The following is an 18,018-nucleotide window of genomic DNA, read 5'->3' as shown; positions in this document are numbered from 1 at the left end:
CCCCCGCTCAGCCCATTTGGCTGGGGTCTTCTGCCCCGGATCGCCTGCGTTGCCGGTGTTCTGCTGCTGTTGTGGGGTGCCGTCGCCTGGGCGCTGGTGGAGGTCGTGGCATGATCCGGCTCGATAATCTGACCCTAACCTACGACCGGCACCCGGCGGTGCATCATTTGACAGGCGAGTTTCGCGACGGCAGCCTAACCGCTATTGTTGGTCCGAACGGCGCGGGGAAATCGACGCTGCTGAAGGCGATTGCCGGGTTGCTGCCGCCGTCTTCTGGGAAAGTGGACCGCCGCGGCTTGCGGAAGGGCGATATTGCCTATCTGCCGCAGCAGGCAGAGATCGACCGCAGTTTCCCGCTCTCGGTCTTCGATATGGTGCTGATGGGCCGCTGGAAGCGCCTGGGCGTATTCGGCGGGGCAGGGCAGGCGGATCGGCACGCGGCGCTGCACGCGCTTGAGGCCGTTGGTCTCGCGGGGTTCGAGCGGCGGATGATCGACCAACTTTCCGCCGGACAGATGCAGCGCGTGCTGTTCGCCCGGCTAATGGTGCAGGATGCCCGCGTTATTCTGCTCGACGAGCCGTTTAATGCCATCGACGCCCGCACGACGGCGGACCTGCTGGATCTCGTGACCCGCTGGCATGGCGAAGCGCGCACGGTGATTGCCGTGCTGCATGACTTTGACCAAGTGCGCCAATGCTTCCCGCAGACCCTGCTGATGGCGCGGGAGTGTCTGGGATGGGGGGCGACCGAGGCGGTGCTGACGGCGGCCAATCTCGCGAAAGCCCGCAGCCGGTCGGAAGCCTGGGACGAAACCGCCCCGCACTGTCATCAGGCGGTCGCCTGACCCTTTTTTCGGGGCTCTTCATGCTTGAAACCTTGTGGGCGGCGGTTATCGCCCCCTTCGCCGATTTTGCCTTTATGCGTCGGGCGCTGGTCGCCTGCATTGCCCTGGCTTTAGGGTGCGGGCCGATGGGAACCCTGCTGATCCTGCGCCGCATGGCCTTGGTCGGCGACGCGATGAGCCATGCGGTGCTACCGGGCGCGGCCATCGGCTTTCTGCTCGCAGGCCTGTCGCTCTGGGCGATGGGGCTGGGCGGCTTTATTGCCGGGCTAACGGTGGCTCTGCTGGCCGGGCTGATTTCCCGCGTGACCAGTTTGCGCGAAGATGCCAGTTTCGCCGCCTTTTATCTGATCTCGCTGGCGGCGGGGGTGATGATCGTCTCGACGCGCGGCAGTAATGTCGATCTGATCCACGTGCTGTTCGGCACGATCCTGGCCGTCGATAGCGCGTCGCTGCTGCTGGTGGCGGGGATTAGCAGCCTCACGCTGCTAACCCTGGCGGTGATTTACCGACCGCTGGTGATCGAATGCCTCGACCCTGGGTTTTTTCGGGCGCTGGGGGCGCCGGGGGCGCTGTACCACGTCAGTTTCATCGTGCTGGTCGTGCTGAACCTCGTCGCTGGGTTCCAGGCGCTGGGGACATTGATGGCCGTGGGGATGATGATGTTGCCGGCTGCGGCGGCGCGGTTTTGGGCGCAGCAACTCTGGAGCCTTGCGGCGGTGGCGTCCGGGATCGGCATGATCGCCGGTTTCGGTGGCCTGATCCTGTCCTATCACCTCGATTTGCCGTCTGGCCCGGCGATTATTCTCATGGCGGGCGCCCTCTACGCGGTGTCGCTGCTGGTTGGCCCGCGTCAGGGGCTACTGCGCCGCTTACTGCCTGACCGACATCTGACGGCTTAATCATGATGCGCTGCGATAAAAAGGTCATATCTTCTGGTGCAGTTTAAGACGAGAAAACTCGTGACGCCGCTGTTAGCCAAAATCAGAGCAACAGCACTTTCGTAGGGGCGCAGTCCTAACAAACTGTTAAGTTTTACCATATATTTCAGTATATTACGGTGCCTTCGGAGTGACCAAAAAGGCTGATAGGGCGTCTCTGGATTTCTTGCATGGGTCCCATGCCGATCCGTGGGGGCATTTGGGCTTGTCGTATTGGTCAACTTCCCCTATGTTGCATTGCGTCATCGTTATCGATGATTTGTCCGCTCTGCGGACGTTTCCTCCCTAAACTCGGGCTGCGTTTATCGCAGCCCTTTTTTTTCGCCTATGCTCTAAAAGGCTGTGCTCGGCATTATTTATTCAATCTGTTTAAAAATTTGTCAGTCAAGTATGACTTGTGAATTGACAAGTGACCTTCGCTTCCACAGAGTTTCGAGGAGAAGCGGGGAAAACCCGCCGGGATGCTGCCAACAGCACAGCGGAGGAAACTGGAAGCATGACCTTCCATCGACGGGATCGTTCCCGGTCGGCCTTTCGCTGCCCGAACGCCTTTATTCCGTGGGAGGAAAGCAATGGCCCCGACTGATAAGCGTACCCCTAATCTACCCGCCGCCTGGAGCCTGAATCGCCGCCGCTTCATTCAGGGGGCTGCCGGTGTGGCCGCCCTGTCGGCGCTGCCCTCCTCGTTTACCTTCGCGCAGAGTGCCGCGAAGGAAGCGCCCGATCTCGCCAAACTGGTCGCCGAGGGCAAATTGCCACCGCTGGCGCAGCGCCTGCCGGAAAGCCCCGATGTCGTGCAAGTGAAGCAGGTCGGTCGCTATGGCGGCGCCCTGCGGCGCGGCTTGCGCGGCTCCGCCGATCATAACGGCATTCTGAAGGTCATCGGCCCGCAGAATCTGGTGCGTTGGAATGTCGAATTCACCGGCGTCGTGCCGAACCTTGCCCATAAATGGGAGGTGAGCGCCGACGCAACGCAGTTCACCTTCTACCTGCGCAAGGGGCTGAAATGGTCGGACGGTAAACCCTTCACCGCCGACGATATTGTCTTTTCGATCGAAGATTGCGCCAAGAACGCCGATCTTTATAAGGCCACCCCGTCGCAGATCGTGATCGGCGGCAAGCCGGTGGTCTGCGAAAAGGTCGATGAAACGACGGTGAAATTTACTTTCGCGGCGCCTTATGCTCTGTTCCTCGAAAATCTGGCGACGCCGCTGGGCCAGCACACCACGCTGTTCGCTAAGCATTATTGCAGCCAGTTCCACCCGAAATATAACCCGAAGGTCGATGAGCAGGCGAAAGCGGCGGGGCAGTCCGATTGGCCGGCCTATTTCCGCTCCAAATGCGGCGATATCGAAATTCCGTCGCGCTGGGGTAACCCAGACCGCCCGACGATGGACCCCTGGATCATCAAGGAACCCTATACCGGCGGGGCCACCCGCGTGGTTGCGGTGCGCAACCCCTTCTTCTGGCAGGTCGATCAGCAGGGGAATCAGTTACCCTATATCGACCAGGTGACCTATTCGATCTCCCAGGACGTCGAGTCGCTGATGCTTGATGTCGTTGGTGGCAAGATCGACTATCAGGATCGCCATATCAACACGCTGTCGAATAAGCCCACCCTGTCGCAGAACACCAAGCGCGGCGATTATCGCTTGGTCGAGCTGATTGCCGCCAACGCGCAGCAGGTGCAGATCCATCTAAATATTCTGCACAAAGACCCGAAAATGCGGGCGATGTTCGGCAATAAGGAGTTTCGTAAGGCGCTGTCGCTCGGGATCGACCGCAAGGAAATCATCGAACTGGTCTATCTGGGGCAGTCGGTCCCGTATCAGACCAGCCCACGCCCTGGTCATCCCTGGTATCATGAAAAGCTGGCCAATCAGTTCACCGAGTTTGACCCGGCCCAGGCCAATGCCATCCTCGATAAGCTCGGTTACAAGAAAGCTGGCAATTTCCGCACGCATCCCGATGGCTCGAAGGTCTTTTTTGCCATCGACGTCATCCCGACGCTCTACCCCGATCAGGTGGACGTGCTGGAACTGGTGAAGCGCTATTGGGCCGATATCGGCATCGAAATTAAGGTCAATACCATCGAACGCGCCCTGTATTATACGCGCGGCGATAATAACGATCATGACGCCGCGTCTTGGTCCGGCTCGGGCGGTCTCGATCTGATGTTCGATCCGCGCGATTATTTCGCCTATCACCCGCAGGGGTCGCGCTACGCTATTCCTTGGGCGCTGTGGTTCACCTCGGGCGGCAAATCGGGCGAGGAGCCGCCGGAAAGCCAGAAGAAGCGCTTTGCGCTGTACGATCAGGCGCGCGGCACGACCGATCTGCAAAAGCGGGCCGAGTATGTGAAGCAAATGCTCGATCTGACCTATGAGGCGTTCGAAACGGTCGGCATCTGCCTGGGCGTCAATACCTTCGGCGTCTGCCGCAATAATCTGCAGAACGTGCCGGATAAGATGCCGGATAGCTGGTCCTATCCCAATCCGTCGCCGACCCTGCCGGCGCAATATTTCTTCAAAGCCTAAAACCTCTCCCCCTTCGGGCCGGTTCGCGGTGAACCGGCCCCCTCTTTCCCCTTATGGGACATAAATCATGGCGCGCTTTATCGTAACGCGGCTGCTGTGGATGATCCCGTCGTTGCTGGTCATCAGCTTTCTGGCGTTCGTTCTCATCCAGCTTCCCCCCGGCGACTTTGTGACGACCTATATCGCCACGCTCGCGTCCTCTAACGAAGTCGTCGATCAAGCGGCGGCGGCGGCCTTGCGCGAGCGCTTTGGCCTCGATCAGCCCATGCTGGTGCAATACCTTAAATGGGTGTGGAACATCGTCACGGCGGGCGATTTCGGCATGAGCTTCGAATGGCAACAGCCGGTGCAGGGCCTGATTTGGGAGCGCATGGCGCTGACCCTGATCCTGACCTTCTCCACGCTCATCGTTACCTGGGGCATCGCCTTGCCGATCGGCGTCTTCTCCGCCGTGAAGAAATATTCCATCGGCGATTATATCGCGACCTTCTTCAGCTTCGTCGGGCTGGCCGTGCCCAGCTTCCTGCTGGCGCTGGTGCTGATGTATGTGGCGGTGGTCGAGTTTGGTCAGGAAGTCGGCGGGCTGTTTTCGGAAGAATATGTGCAAGCGCCCTGGAGTTGGGGCCGCGTCGTCGATTTGATGCACCATCTCTGGATCCCGGTCATCATCCTGGCCGTTTCCGGCACCGCCAGCCTGATCCGCGTGATGCGCGCCAATATGCTGGACGAACTCAGCAAGCCCTATGTAACGACCGCGCGGGCCAAGGGCCTATCGGAATTCCGGCTGCTGCTGAAATATCCCGTGCGCGTCGCCCTCAATCCCTTCATTTCCACCCTGGCGTGGCTGCTGCCGAACCTGATTTCGGGCTCGATCATCGTGGCCATCGTTCTGAACTTGCCGACGGCGGGGCCGCTGCTGCTGCAATCGCTGATGGCGCAGGACATGTATCTGGCCGGGGCCTTCGTTCTTCTGATCTGCGCCTTGACGCTGATCGGCTCGCTGCTCAGCGATATTCTGCTGGCGCTGGCTGACCCGCGCATTCGGCTGGAGTAGCCGCCATGACCGATGTCGCCCTTGCGGTTGACCGTTCTAAATTCGTCGTTGCCTCGCAATGGAGCCTGATGTGGTGGGCCTTCCGCCGTCACCGCATGGCGATGGTGGGGCTGGTAATCACCAGTTTTCTCTATCTCATCGCGGTGGCGCCGGGTTTTTTTGCCATCAATGAGCCGGAAAAACAGGACGCGCGCGCCGCGTTCCAGCCGCCGCAGATGTTGCACTTCATCGATACGGCGGCGGATGGAAGCTGGTCTTTCCGTCCGCATGTGAACCAATTGGTGATGAAGCGTGATCCGGTGTCGCTCGCGCCGATCTATGTCGAAGACCCGACCCGCAAGGTCTATCTGAAATTCTTCGGCCAGGGGTATGAGTATAAGATCCTCGGGCTGATCAGCAGCACCACCCATATCCTGGCGCCGGAAGATCCGCGCCGCCCGGTCTATCTGCTCGGGGCCGACCGGTTGGGCCGCTGTGTCTTCTCCCGCATGATTGAAGGCACGCAGATTTCCCTCTCGGTCGGGCTGATCGGGGTGTTTCTGTCGCTGACCCTCGGCGTGCTGCTTGGCGGGATTTCCGGCTATTACGGCGGCAAAACCGATTTCGTCATCCAGCGGGTCATCGAATTTGTGCTGGCGCTGCCCAGCATCCCCATCTGGCTCGCGCTGTCCGCCGCGCTGCCGCAGGATTGGCCGGCGACGCTGAATTACTTCATGATCACGGTCATTCTGTCGCTGACCGGCTGGGCGCAGTTGGCCCGCGTCGTGCGCGGTCGGTTCCTTAGCTTGCGCACGGAAGAATTCGTGACGGCGGCCCGGCTCGATGGCGTGAACGAGCCGCGCATCATCTTCCGCCATATGCTGCCGAGTTTTGCGAGCCATATCATCGCCTCCATGACCCTGGCTATCCCGGCGATGATCCTGGCCGAAACCTCGCTCAGCTTCCTCGGTCTCGGGTTGCAGCCGCCGACGATTTCCTGGGGGGTGTTGCTGCGCGAGGCTCAGAACATCCGCTCCATCGCCACCGCCCCTTGGCTGTTTGCCCCCGGCGTCGCCGTGGTTCTGGCCGTGGTTGCCCTCAACTTCCTGGGAGACGGGATGCGCGACGCCGCCGACCCGTACAACAAATGAGACAGGATCGTCACTTGCGCCTCGTTCACGCCAAACCGACGACCGGCCCGCTGCTGGAGGTGCGCAACCTCCAGACCGTCTTCCCCACCCGCGGCGGGCTGGTGAAGGCGGTGGACGGCGTCTCCTTCACCCTGGAGCGCGGCAAGACGCTCTGCATCGTCGGCGAATCTGGGTCGGGCAAAAGCGTTACGGCGCGCTCGATCCTGCAAATCGTCGATGCGCCGGGCAAGATCGTCGGCGGGGAGATGATTTGGCACCGCAACGATGGGTCCAACGTCGATCTCGCAAAGCTGCACCCGCGCTCCAAGGACATCCGGGCGATTCGCGGCCGCGATATTGCGATGATCTTTCAGGAGCCGATGTCTTCGCTCTCGCCGATCCATACGGTCGGCAATCAGATCATCGAAGTGCTGCAACTGCACCTGGGGCTGAAGAAGGCGGAGGCGCGGGAGCGCTGCATCGAATTGCTGCGCCAAGTGGAAATCCCCCGCCCGGAACAGGCTATCGACCGCTATACCTTCGAGTTTTCGGGCGGCATGCGTCAGCGCGTGATGATCGCCATGTCGCTGGCCTGCAACCCGGAACTTCTCATTGCTGACGAGCCGACGACCGCGCTCGATGTCACGACTCAGGCTGAAATTATCGACCTGATCCGCCGTCTTCAGCAGGAACATGGCATGGCGGTGATGTTCATCACCCACGATATGGGTGTGGTTGCCGAAATCGCCGATGACGTGTTGGTGATGTACCACGGCAAGGTGATGGAGCAAGGCAGCGTCGATACGATTTTCCACGCCCCGCAGGATGAGTATACCAAGATGCTCATCGGCTCGGTCGTGAAGCTGGAGCAAAAGGCCGAAGCGCGTGCCAAGCGTGTACCGCTGTCCGACGCGCTGCCGCCGGTGCTGGAGGTCAGGAACCTCTGCATGACCTTCGGCGGGTCGGTGAAGGCGGTGGATAATGTCTCGCTCACCCTGCGGCCCGGGGAAACCTTGGGCGTTGTCGGCGAATCCGGGTCGGGCAAGACGACGGTCGGGCGCTGCCTGCTGCGCGTCTATAACCCCAACTCCGGTTCGGCAATCTATCACCGGGCGGACGGCAGCACTGTTGATCTAGTGACGGCGACACCGCAGCAGTTAAAAGACTGCCGCCGCGAAATCCGCATGATTTTCCAAGACCCTATCAGCTCCCTCAACCCGCGCATGACGGTGGCCCAGGTGATCGGCGAACCGATGCTGGTGAATGGCATCGCCAAGGGCAAGGAGTTGGATGATCGCGTCGCGGAACTGATGCAGCAGGTCGGCCTCAACCCCGATTGGCGCGAACGCTATCCACACGCTTTCTCCGGCGGGCAGCGCCAGCGCATCGGCATCGCCCGCGCCATTTCGCTGAACCCGCGCATTGTCGTCGCCGACGAAGCCACCTCAGCGCTTGATGTGTCGATCCGCGCCCAAGTGCTCGATCTCTTGATGGAACTCCAGGACCGGCTGGGCCTGTCCTATATCTTCATCAGCCACGATCTTGGCGTCATTCGCTACATGTGCGACCGGGTGGCGGTGATGTATCGCGGCAAGCTGGTCGAACTGGGCGAGGCGGAGCAGGTCTGCACCGCGCCGGAGCATCCCTACACGAAAGCGCTGCTATCGGCGATTCCGCGCCCCGATCCGCGCAACCGCAGCATTCATCAGCGCATGCGCTATACTGGGTAAGGACGAGAACGAATGAAAATCGAGCGTTTGCGCGCCTTCATGTCGCGCGATAAGGACCGTCCGCGCGTCCTGATCGCCATCGATACCGACGATGGTTTGACCGGCTGGGGCGAATGCTACAACCACGGGCCGGACAAGGCGCTGTTCCCGCTGCTGGACTATCTATTCCCGATGATCAAGGGGCACGACCCCAGCCGCATCGAATACCTCATCATGATGCTGATGCAGCAGGCGCGTTTCCCCCCAGGGGCGCTGGGGCTGGCGGCGATTTCGGCCATCGACCATTGCCTGTGGGATCTTTCCGCCAAGGCGCTGGGCGTGCCGGTCTATAAGCTGTTGGGCGGCAATGCCCGCGACCGGGTGAAGGTCTATGCAGGTATCTATACCGCGCCCGACCCGCTGGAAGCCAAGGACGAGATGGATGCGCTGTATGAGCAATGGGGCCTATCGGCCTTCAAGCTCAGCCCCTATCGCCTCAATATCCACCAGAACCGCTGGGGCGAAGTGGTGCGCACCAGCGCCGAATACTTCCGCAGCCTGCGCGAGACGGTGGCCACGCATTACGACATCGCCTTCGACGCCCACGCCAAGATTTTCGAGCCGAAGCAGGCCATCCAGCTCGGCAATGCCTTGGCCCCCTATGATCCTTTGTTCTTCGAAGAGCCGATCAGGCCAGAGAATTTCGAAGCGTGGGGCGAGGTGAAGCGCGGCGTGACTTGCACGCTGGCAACGGGCGAATCGCTCTATAGCCGGTTCGAATTTCTGCGGCTTTTGGAAGCGCGTGGGGCGGATATTATTCAGCCGGATATCTGCGTGGTCGGCGGGTTGTTGGAGATGCGCAAGATCGCTGCGCTGGCCGAAGCCCATTACGTCACCGTCGCGCCCCACAACCCAATGGGGCCGCTGGCCACCGCCGTGAACCTGCATTTCTGCGCGGCCCAGCCGAACTTCCGCATTCTCGAATATCGGCTGCCCCAGGGGCCGGGGTATCGCTTTGATGGCGGCGGCGACAAGGTTTCCAATGCGCCCGTGGCCGGGGAAGGCGCCTTCTACGTCAAAGACCCCTATCTGCCCAAGGACGGTTATCTAGAACTTCGCCCTGACCGACCCGGCTGGGGGGTGGAGATCAACGAGGACATCCTCGGGACCGAAGATTACGTCCATTGGCAGCGCAAGGTGCCAATCAAGCCAGACGGTTCGACCGGGTATGTCTAGGGACGCAAACCCTCTCCCCCCCGGGGGGAGAGGGTAGGGTGAGGGGGGCTAGGCCGTCACGGCGCCGGGATAGAGTTGGTTGATCCCCGCCAGCAATCCCTGAATATAGCCAAAACAGAAGGAAAATGCGGTGCCGTCTGGATCGCGTGCGTCGATATGCGGCACGTGATCCGGCATCAGCATGTATTTGTAGCCGGTCTCGGCATAGGCCTTTAGGCTGTCGAACATATCCATATCGCCATCATCCGGGAAAACCTCCATGAAGGAGAGTTTGCAGCCCCGGATATTGCGGAAATGGACGTTGAAGATTTTCCCCCGGCTGCCGAACCAGCGGATGACATCGGCGATTTCGGTGCGCGGATCGTCCAGCATTTCTGCGACGGTGCCCTGGCAGAAGTTGAGGCCGTGATAGGGGCTATCGTGCAGGGTCACGAATTTCTTCAACCCCTCCACCGTCCCCAGCACCCGCGTCACACCCTTATAGCCCGGCGGGGTATAGGGATCATGCGGGTGGCAGGCCAGGCGGATTTGGTTGGCCTCGGCGACGGGCACGACGTGGGAGAGGAAATAATCAATCCGCTCCCAATTTTCGTCTTCCGACACCATGCCCGCCGCGCCGGGGGCAGCGCTTTGGTCGGCCTTATCCCAGCGGAAGGCTTCGTGACGCGAGCCGCCGCGCCCGATTTCCATCTCGGTGCGCGGAATGCCGATCAGGTTCAGGTTATATTTCGCTGCCGGGATCCCAGCTTTCTTAAGGTTTTCGATCAGGCGGCAGATCACCTCGATTTGCCGGTCGCGGTTCGGCCCCGCCAGCAGAATATCGGGGCTGTCCTGCATCTCGATGGGCCGCGAACTCATGGGAAGCTGCACCATGTCGAGACTCATGCCGAAGCTCTCCACCTTTTCGCGGTGGCGCAGCAGATCGTCCAGCGTCCAGCCGGTCGGCTTACCGGGCGGATCAGCGCAGAGATGTCTCAGGCCAAGCTGGGCGAACATGCGATAATCGGTATCATCGCGGGCGGCGTTTTGAGTGCCGAGGTGCATAGTGCGTCTTCCCTAGGGTTTATTCTTGTCTGGTTATCAGACAGATTATCGGGAAACCGAGTTCCTGCAAGCCTCTATCCTTGTTCAAAACGCAGGTCAGCGTTACAAGGCTGGCCCTCGTCAAGCCGCTTCGGCTATGATCCCGCCCTTGTTTTAAAGCCGTAAGGAGTACGCATCATGAGCAGCCTGCGCACGCAGATCACCGAAGCCTATAAGACCGCGATGCGCGAGCGGGATCAGGCGGCGGTAGGGTCGCTGCGGATGATCCAGGCCGCCCTGAAGGATAAGGACATCGCCGCCCGCCCCAGCGGTGTCGAGGCCATTCCCGACGATGCGATCCTGTCGATGCTGCAAAGCATGATCAAACAGCGCCGCGAGTCGATCACCCTCTATGAACAGGGCGGCCGTCCGGAACTCGCCGAAAAGGAAGCGGCGGAAATCGCGGTGATCGAGCGGTTTTTGCCGCAAGCCATGTCGCCCGCAGAAGCCGATGCCGCCATCGCCGCGGTGATCGCCGATATTGGCGCCGCCGGGATCAAAGACATGGGCAAGGTGATGAACGAGTTGAAGGCGCGCTTTGCGGGGGCCATGGATTTTCAGGCCGCGAGTGCCCAGGTTAAGGCTAAGCTGACCGCCTAACCCCAAAAGGGGGGAGGGGATACTCTCCCCGTTTCGAAAGACCGCCCATGGCTTTCCCGCCGCAGTTTCTCGACGATCTGCGCACGCGCGTCCCCACCTCCTCGGTGGTCGGGCGGAAGGTGAAGCTTACCCGCAAGGGGCGGGAGTTTTCGGGCCTCTGTCCCTTCCATAACGAAAAATCGCCTAGCTTTTTCGTCAATGACGATAAGGGCTTTTACCATTGCTTCGGCTGCGGCGCGCATGGGGACATTGTGTCCTTCGTTATGCAGACCGAAGGGCTGGGCTTTGCCGAAACCGTACAGCGCTTGGCGGCAGAAGCGGGGATTCCCGTTCCCAATGATACGCCCCAGGACCGTAAAACGGTCGAAAAACGCCAGACGCTAGAAGCCGCGATGGAAGCGGCCTGCCTGTATTTCGAACAAGCCTTGCGCGGCCCGTCTGGTGCCCCGGCGCGCGAGTATCTCGAAAAGCGCGGTGTGCCAGAGGCCGATATCGGCAAATTCCGCCTGGGCTGGGCGCCCGATCAGCGCGACGGGTTGAAGGTCGCCCTCAAAATCCAAGGTTTCGATGATGCCATGCTGGTCGAGGCCGGGCTGCTGATCCGAGTGGAAGAAAAGCCCGATCCCTATGATAGGTTCCGGGGCCGGGTGATGTTCCCGATCTGCGACCGGCGCGGGCGGGTGATTGCCTTCGGTGGGCGCATTCTGGGCGATGGGCAGCCGAAATATCTGAACAGCCCAGAAACGCCTTTGTTCCACAAGGGGCGCAGCCTTTATGCCCTGCATCACGCCCGCCCCAGCGCCGCGAAGAAGCAGGAAATCATCCTGGCCGAAGGCTATATGGATGTGATCGCCCTGCACCGCGCGGGGTTCGATACGGCGGTGGCCCCGCTCGGCACCGCCTTGACCGAGGAGCAGATGGAAGAACTCTGGCGCCTCGCGCCGGAACCGATCCTCTGTCTCGACGGCGATTCCGCTGGGCAGAAAGCGATGATGCGTGCGGCCTTGCGGGCGCTACCCCTGCTGAAAGCGGGCCGCTCCTTACGCTTTGCCACGCTGCCGGAAGGGCTTGATCCCGATGATCTTCTGGGCCGCCCCGGCGGTCCCGCCCGGCTGCGGGAGGCGCTGACGGTAGCCCGCCCGTTGATCGACGCGCTGTGGACCGGTGCGCAGGCGGGCCGGGCGCTGGATACGCCGGAGCGTAAGGCCGAACTGTCGCGCGATCTGCATGCTCAGGTCGCCACGATAGCCGATGCCGATGTACGGCGGCTCTATCAGACCGAGATCGACCAGCGCTTAACGGCGCTGTTTGGCGTTGCGCCGGCGCAGCCGGTGCCCGAGGTCGCCGCGCCCGCCTATGTGCCGCGCGCTCGGCAGCCCAGCGGAAAGCGCGGGCGGTGGCAAGAACCCGATCCGTTTTTGAAGGACAGGCCGAATGCCACGGTCGCCTCCACCCCGTTGATCGCCGAACGGATGCATACCCGCGCCTTGCTGGCGGCCTTTCTCAATCATCCTTTTCTGTTCGATCATTGGCACGAAGCTCTAGCGGATATCGAGTTTGCCGATGCGGGGCTTGACTCGCTTCGGCGGGAAATCGTAAACGTAACGGCTACCCGTCCCGGCCTTGACGCCGATGCCCTGCAGTCCCATCTCGCGGAGAGCGAGCACGCCTTTATGCTGTCGCATGTGATGCAGAAAGACGTCGCCGGAACGTTTCCCTTCACGCGACGTGAAGCGTTTCCCCAGGATGTGCGTGCAAAGGTCGCCGAAATTTTCGGCAGGCTGATGGACCGGCGCGTTGCTGAAGACCGGCGCTTGCTGATGGCGGTAACGCTATCGGAAGAGACGGCGGAGGCATGGGCGCGCTACAAGGCGCTTTTCGCCGACCGTGCCCGCGCGCATGGCGGTGACGAGGAGGAGGGTGGGCCGATGGATGCTGTCGCACCATCGTAACGCGCTTGGGGTAGAAGGGGCGCCCGGCATGCTTTTGGCATGACAGGGGCATAGGTTGGGTCGCGACGCTTAGGTTTGGTTGGCGAGGGTCAAGAATGGCGCAGAAGGCAGCGAATACCGCAGAAGAACAAACCCCGCAGGAAGAAGCTCTCGAAAGTCCATTGGTCGATACCGTCGCTGCCGCCGTCAAAAAACTGACGGCCAAGGGCAAAGAGCGCGGCTATGTGACCTATGACGAGCTGAATTCGGCACTTCCCCAGGATCAGGTTTCTTCGGAGCAGATCGAAGATACGCTGGCGATGCTGTCTGAGCTGGGCATCAACATCGTCGAAGGCGACGAGGCCGAAGCCGAGAGCGAGGAAGCCGAGGGCGAAGGCGATGCGCGCGGCAATGTGGACGAGGATGAAGTCGGCCGGACCGACGATCCCGTGCGCATGTATCTGCGCGAAATGGGTTCGGTCGAGCTTTTGTCCCGCGAAGGCGAAATTGCCATCGCCAAGCGCATCGAGGCCGGCCGCGAGGCGATGATCTCCGGCCTGTGCGAAAGCCCGCTGACCCAGCGCGCCATCGTGGCCTGGGCGCAGGCGCTGGCCGTCGAAGGCATGCTGCTGCGCGACATCATCGATCTCGAAGCCTCCTACGGCAGCGGTGCCCCGGCGGAAGACGAGGATATTCCGCCCGAACTATTGGCGGCGGGTGCCGTCGCCGATAGCGAGGAAGCCGAAGAGAGCGAGGAAGAAGAAGCCGCCGTCCCGGGTGCTGAGGGCGAGGCCGAAAGCGACGAGCCGGGCGTGTCCCTATCGGCGATGGAAGCCGAACTGCTGCCGCAGTATATGGAGCGGTTCGCCGAGATCGCCGAAGCCCAGGTGAAGCTCGCCAAGCTCCAGGAAAAGCGTGTTGCAACGGTGCTGAAGGGCGAACCGCTGGCGCCCGCGAACGAGAAGAAATACGAAAAGGCGCGTAGCGATCTGGTGGAAATCACCAAGACCGTCCGCCTTAACCCGCAGCGCATCGAACAATTGGTCGAACAGCATAATCTGCTGGCGCGTAAGCTGTTGCAGCTCGACGGTAAGATGCTGCGCATGGCCGAGTCGACCAAAGTGCCGCGCGCGGACTTCCTCGAAGCCTATATGGGCAACGAGCTGGTGCCGAACTGGCTGGAAACGGTCAAAGGCCGCAGCACGAAGTGGACGCGCTTCTACGATAAGCATGCCGATGAAGCCCAGAAGATCCGGGATGATATCGCTGCTTTTGCTGAAGAAGTGACGCTGCCCATCGGCGAATTCCGCTCGATGGTGCAGAAAATCCAGAAGGGCGAACGCGAAGCAAGCCGGGCGAAAAAGGAAATGGTGGAGGCCAACCTGCGCCTCGTCATCTCCATCGCCAAGAAGTATACGAACCGTGGTTTGCAGTTCCTCGATTTGATCCAGGAAGGCAATATCGGTCTGATGAAGGCCGTCGATAAGTTCGAGTATCGGCGCGGCTATAAGTTCTCGACCTATGCGACTTGGTGGATCCGGCAGGCAATCACCCGCTCGATTGCCGATCAGGCCCGCACCATCCGCATTCCCGTGCATATGATCGAAACGATCAATAAGCTGGTGCGCACCTCGCGCCAAATGCTGCACGAAATCGGCCGCGAACCGACGCCGGAAGAATTGGCCGAAAAGCTGATGATGCCACTGGAAAAGGTGCGCAAGGTTCTGAAGATCGCCAAAGAGCCAATCTCGCTCGAAACGCCGATTGGTGACGAGGAAGATAGCCATCTTGGCGATTTCATCGAGGATAAGAACGCCGTTCTGCCGCTCGATGCCGCCATTCAGGCCAATCTGCGCGAAACCACCACGCGCATTCTCGCGACTCTCACCCCGCGTGAAGAACGGGTGCTGCGCATGCGCTTCGGCATTGGCATGAACACCGACCACACGCTGGAAGAAGTCGGCCAGCAGTTTTCGGTCACCCGCGAGCGTATCCGCCAGATCGAAGCCAAGGCGCTGCGCAAGCTGAAGCATCCCAGCCGCAGCCGTAAATTGCGCAGCTTCCTGGATACCTAAGCATTTAAGCGTAAAAATATCGGCTCAAAACCAAAGGGGCGTTCTTGACGGAACGCCCCTTTTGCTTTCATAAACCTTACCCGGCCTTGCGCCGGGATCGCTGCGGGGGCCTGTAGTTCAGCGGTTAGAACGCGCCGCTCATAACGGTGTTGTCGTCGGTTCGAATCCGGCCGGGCCCACCAGCAAGCCTAAGCCTTAGGCGATCAGCCCTGCCGTGGCATCCACCGGCTTCCCAAACACCTTCTCTGGTGCAATCCCCCATATCCCTTGCAGCAGGCCCGCATAGACCTGCCGAAAATCCATCGTGTGGACGAGATCGTCGTTTTGCAGCCGATCAAGGGCGGGTTGCGTGCCGATCAGCCCGCCGCGCACGGCGCCCCCGGCCAGGAACTGCGGGGCGGCCGTGCCGTGGTCGGTGCCCTTGCTGGCGTTTTCGGCAGGGCGGCGTCCGAATTCGGAATAGGTGAGAAGGATCACCCGGTCCCAGTGGCCGCTCGCTTGGGCGGCTTTGCGGAAGGCGGCGAGGCCCGCAGCGAAATCGCCGAGCAGGCGAGCATGCTGCGGGGCTTGGTCGATATGGGTATCGAAACTGCCGAGCGATAGTTTGATCACCGGCGCCTCGACTCCCGCCGCCAGTAGCCGCATCGCATCGGCAAACTGACCGCCAATATTGGTTTTCGGGAAATCGGCGGTCAGGCTGGCGGGAACGGCCTTGAGGCGGTTCTGAATATCATCCCCCGCGACCCGCAAGGTGCCTTGAACGGTGCTGATTTGGTCGAGGATCGGGTTGCGGCGCTGCATCTCGGGGATCGAGACGGCGGTAGCGGCTTTAGCAAAAGTGCCCGGATTGCTGAGCGAGACGGCCTTGATCCCGCTTCCCGTCACCGGCCCCAGGTGCGGGCGGCCCAGAACGAAAGCATCGGCAGCGCGCGGGCGCGGCTGGGTTTGCAGGGCGCGGGTGATCCAGCCGGTGCTTAGCACCCGGTCGGCGTCCGACGCGGTATCCCAAATATCAATCGACCGGAAATGCGAGCGGTCGGGGTTGGGATAGCCGACCCCCAGCACAACGGCGAGGTCGCCCGCATCCCAGAGGGCCATCGTCGGTTTTAGCGCGGGATGCAGGGCCAAATCGCGGCCCACCGGCAGGGCGTCGGCCTCTGAAAGGGCCAGGGTGGGGCGGAGGCTGCGATAGAGCGGGTCTTTGATCGGTGCGACGGTATTCAGCCCATCGTTACCGCCCTGGAATTCGACGAGCACCAGTGTTTCGGGCTTCCCGGCAGCAGCTTTTGTCTGTGGGCCGGTCGGTACGACGGCGCACCCGCTAGGCAAGAGCAAGGCCCCGCCCGCAAAGGCCGAGAGCCGGAGGAAATGGCGACGGTTCAGCATCATTTTACCTCGTAAGCGGGGTCGAGCAGCAGTTCCAGCAGCCGGTCGGGCGGGGTGGAGCGGGTGGGCGGCTGCACCGGCGGTTCGGCCAGCACAGATTTCTGTAACAGGCCCTCATCGCCCAAGAACAGCGGATGTTTGGCGAAGAAATCGCTGAGTACCACTGCCCGGCCCTGCATCCCGGGGGTGGGGGCCGCCTGGTCGAGACCGACGAGCCGGGCATATTCGGCGGCGATCCCATCCGGTTGGCGGCGGGCGGGTTCGGGCGGTTCGCCATAGGCAAGGCGGGTCAGCACCGCGCGGCGTTTCAGCAGCGTATCGGTGGTGATCCACTCCATCCCGCCCGGCCAGCCGCGCACATTGGGGGGATCGAGCAAGTCTTGCCCGAGCAGGCGGGTTTCGATAGCGAGGCGGCGCGGGTCTTTGACCGGCATATCAAACTGCCGGACGGCCCCAACGACCAGATCGACCGGGGATTTCACCAGCCGCCCCTGTGCGTCCGGCGACCAGAAGGCCGGGCTGAGCAAAAGATCGCGCACAAGGGGGCGAAGCTGGTAACCGCTGTCGAAGAAGCGCGCGGCGAGCCGATCAACCTCGGCCTTATCCGGGTCTGGCGAGATGAAAGCCAGCCAGAGTTTTTCGGTGATGAAGCGGGCGGTGGCGCGCTGTTTGAGCAGCAGGTCGATGACATCGCCCGTCGTCTCGACGGTCGCGCCCAGTACCTGCTTCGGCCCAGGAACGGCGGCGGCGGGCATGAAAACGGGCGTCAAGTCGCCCGCGTTCAGCCGCCAGCCGACCATCGCTTTAGCCGCTTCCTTAATATCCTGCTCCGTATAATTCCCCGCACCCAGGGTATAAAGTTCCAGCAGCTCGCGGGCGAAATTTTCGTTCGGCTTGCCCTTGCGGCTGGCGGGAACGTCGAGATAGCGGAACATCGCCCCATCCTTGCCGATGCTGCGCAGCAGATCGGCAAAATTGCGCGTGCCCTCCGTGCGGAACAAGGCGACTTGTCGCCACATCAGGTCGGGCACGCGCACCTTATCGAAGGCCGAGGTGAAATGGCCGTGCCAGATCAGCGCCAGCCGCTCGCGCAAGGGGGCGCGGCCCCCGATCATTTCTTGCAGCCACCAGCCCCGGATCGCCAATGCTTCCCCCCGGCGGGCGAGGGTAAAGGCGCGGCGTTCCTCAGGGGGTTTATCGCTGATAGCGCGATAGGTTACGGCGTCCGGGCGCGGTTCGGCCAGGAATGCCGGGTCAGGCGTCAGCGTCGGCGCGTCGAGATCGCCCAAAAGCCGATCAACGGCGGCTGTACGGGTCAGGGGGCGATAGACGGCGAAATCGTCGGGCGCGGCCCCGAACCCGGCACGGTCGAGCAGGTGCCGGGTTTCCTCCGGTGTCAGGGCCGCAGCGGGCGGGGGGCAGAGGGCGAGCAGCCCCAGCGACAGCAACAGGCGGCGAAGATGGGGGCGCATCGGGGTCTCCCTTGGCTGATCCTGGCTATTATGGGCAGGCTTG

Annotated in this window: 13 protein-coding genes and 1 tRNA gene; 11 read left to right on the top strand and 3 right to left on the bottom strand. The window is 61.7% G+C overall.

The window, feature by feature from the left end:
• The first annotated feature begins 110 nt into the window (after positions 1-110).
• The 7 genes from aztA to CHR90_RS01520 all read left to right on the top strand — a co-directional run bounded on the left by aztA (position 111) and on the right by CHR90_RS01520 (position 9,428).
• The gene (gene aztA, locus CHR90_RS01550) at positions 111-845 is read left to right on the top strand and encodes a zinc ABC transporter ATP-binding protein AztA (RefSeq protein ID WP_094407043.1); all 735 of its coding nucleotides are present in this window, start codon (positions 111-113) and stop codon (positions 843-845) included.
• A 20-nt stretch (positions 846-865) separates the two neighbouring features.
• Positions 866-1,744, top strand: coding sequence for a metal ABC transporter permease (locus tag CHR90_RS01545; RefSeq protein ID WP_094407041.1), 879 nt, complete (start codon positions 866-868; stop codon positions 1,742-1,744).
• 611 nt (positions 1,745-2,355) lie between these two features.
• Entirely contained in the window at positions 2,356-4,320 is a 1,965-nt protein-coding gene (locus tag CHR90_RS01540) for an ABC transporter substrate-binding protein (RefSeq protein WP_094407039.1), read from the top strand.
• Positions 4,321-4,387: 67 nt separating this feature from the next.
• A complete protein-coding gene (locus CHR90_RS01535) occupies positions 4,388-5,374 on the top strand; it encodes an ABC transporter permease (protein ID WP_094407037.1) in 987 nt (328 codons plus the stop codon).
• A 5-nt stretch (positions 5,375-5,379) separates the two neighbouring features.
• Positions 5,380-6,504 carry an ABC transporter permease gene (locus tag CHR90_RS01530; protein ID WP_094407035.1) on the top strand — a complete coding sequence of 375 codons (1,125 nt, stop codon included), beginning with the start codon at positions 5,380-5,382 and terminating at the stop codon, positions 6,502-6,504.
• 14 nt (positions 6,505-6,518) lie between these two features.
• On the top strand, positions 6,519-8,213 hold the full coding sequence (locus tag CHR90_RS01525) for an ABC transporter ATP-binding protein (RefSeq protein ID WP_229671602.1): 1,695 nt from the start codon (positions 6,519-6,521) through the stop codon (positions 8,211-8,213).
• 12 nt (positions 8,214-8,225) lie between these two features.
• Positions 8,226-9,428, top strand: coding sequence for a mandelate racemase/muconate lactonizing enzyme family protein (locus CHR90_RS01520; protein WP_094407030.1), 1,203 nt, complete (start codon positions 8,226-8,228; stop codon positions 9,426-9,428).
• A gap of 48 nt (positions 9,429-9,476) precedes the next feature.
• Here CHR90_RS01520 and CHR90_RS01515 read toward each other — a convergent pair whose 3' ends face one another.
• Entirely contained in the window at positions 9,477-10,472 is a 996-nt protein-coding gene (locus tag CHR90_RS01515; RefSeq protein ID WP_094407028.1) for a mannonate dehydratase, read from the bottom strand.
• 177 nt (positions 10,473-10,649) lie between these two features.
• Here CHR90_RS01515 and CHR90_RS01510 point away from each other — a divergent pair, with 177 nt between their 5' ends.
• The 4 genes from CHR90_RS01510 (at position 10,650) to CHR90_RS01495 (ending at position 15,299) form a co-directional block, all read left to right on the top strand.
• On the top strand, positions 10,650-11,111 hold the full coding sequence (locus tag CHR90_RS01510) for a GatB/YqeY domain-containing protein (protein WP_094407026.1): 462 nt from the start codon (positions 10,650-10,652) through the stop codon (positions 11,109-11,111).
• Between the two features lie 47 nt (positions 11,112-11,158).
• Positions 11,159-13,063: a DNA primase gene (gene dnaG / locus CHR90_RS01505; protein WP_094407024.1), complete on the top strand. Its 1,905-nt coding sequence runs from the start codon at positions 11,159-11,161 to the stop codon at positions 13,061-13,063.
• A 95-nt stretch (positions 13,064-13,158) separates the two neighbouring features.
• Complete coding sequence (gene rpoD / locus CHR90_RS01500; protein WP_094407022.1) at positions 13,159-15,117, top strand: RNA polymerase sigma factor RpoD; 1,959 nt, start codon at positions 13,159-13,161, stop codon at positions 15,115-15,117.
• A gap of 106 nt (positions 15,118-15,223) precedes the next feature.
• A tRNA-Ile gene (locus CHR90_RS01495) sits at positions 15,224-15,299 on the top strand.
• 13 nt (positions 15,300-15,312) lie between these two features.
• On the opposite strand, the gene CHR90_RS01490 is transcribed toward CHR90_RS01495, so the two are convergent.
• Together CHR90_RS01490 and CHR90_RS01485 are read right to left on the bottom strand one after the other, a co-directional pair.
• A complete protein-coding gene (locus tag CHR90_RS01490; protein ID WP_094407020.1) occupies positions 15,313-16,506 on the bottom strand; it encodes a DUF1501 domain-containing protein in 1,194 nt (397 codons plus the stop codon).
• On the bottom strand, positions 16,503-17,975 hold the full coding sequence (locus tag CHR90_RS01485; RefSeq protein WP_170941249.1) for a DUF1800 domain-containing protein: 1,473 nt from the start codon (positions 17,973-17,975) through the stop codon (positions 16,503-16,505). The genes CHR90_RS01490 and CHR90_RS01485 overlap by 4 nt, the downstream gene beginning before the upstream one ends.
• Positions 17,976-18,018: the final 43 nt, after the last annotated feature.

Origin of the sequence: Elstera cyanobacteriorum (assembly GCF_002251735.1) — a bacterium.
GTDB classification, from domain to species: Bacteria; Pseudomonadota; Alphaproteobacteria; order Elsterales; family Elsteraceae; genus Elstera; species Elstera cyanobacteriorum.
This window is presented reverse-complemented; position numbering and strand designations above follow the sequence as displayed.

Coding starts and splice junctions, on each gene's coding strand:
- aztA (WP_094407043.1), top strand. CDS start 111: ATGATCCGGCTCGATAATCTGACCCTAACCTACGACCGGCACCCGGCG.
- CHR90_RS01545 (WP_094407041.1), top strand. CDS start 866: ATGCTTGAAACCTTGTGGGCGGCGGTTATCGCCCCCTTCGCCGATTTT.
- CHR90_RS01540 (WP_094407039.1), top strand. CDS start 2,356: ATGGCCCCGACTGATAAGCGTACCCCTAATCTACCCGCCGCCTGGAGC.
- CHR90_RS01535 (WP_094407037.1), top strand. CDS start 4,388: ATGGCGCGCTTTATCGTAACGCGGCTGCTGTGGATGATCCCGTCGTTG.
- CHR90_RS01530 (WP_094407035.1), top strand. CDS start 5,380: ATGACCGATGTCGCCCTTGCGGTTGACCGTTCTAAATTCGTCGTTGCC.
- CHR90_RS01520 (WP_094407030.1), top strand. CDS start 8,226: ATGAAAATCGAGCGTTTGCGCGCCTTCATGTCGCGCGATAAGGACCGT.
- CHR90_RS01515 (WP_094407028.1), bottom strand. CDS start 10,472: ATGCACCTCGGCACTCAAAACGCCGCCCGCGATGATACCGATTATCGC.
- CHR90_RS01510 (WP_094407026.1), top strand. CDS start 10,650: ATGAGCAGCCTGCGCACGCAGATCACCGAAGCCTATAAGACCGCGATG.
- dnaG (WP_094407024.1), top strand. CDS start 11,159: ATGGCTTTCCCGCCGCAGTTTCTCGACGATCTGCGCACGCGCGTCCCC.
- rpoD (WP_094407022.1), top strand. CDS start 13,159: ATGGCGCAGAAGGCAGCGAATACCGCAGAAGAACAAACCCCGCAGGAA.
- CHR90_RS01490 (WP_094407020.1), bottom strand. CDS start 16,506: ATGATGCTGAACCGTCGCCATTTCCTCCGGCTCTCGGCCTTTGCGGGC.
- CHR90_RS01485 (WP_170941249.1), bottom strand. CDS start 17,975: ATGCGCCCCCATCTTCGCCGCCTGTTGCTGTCGCTGGGGCTGCTCGCC.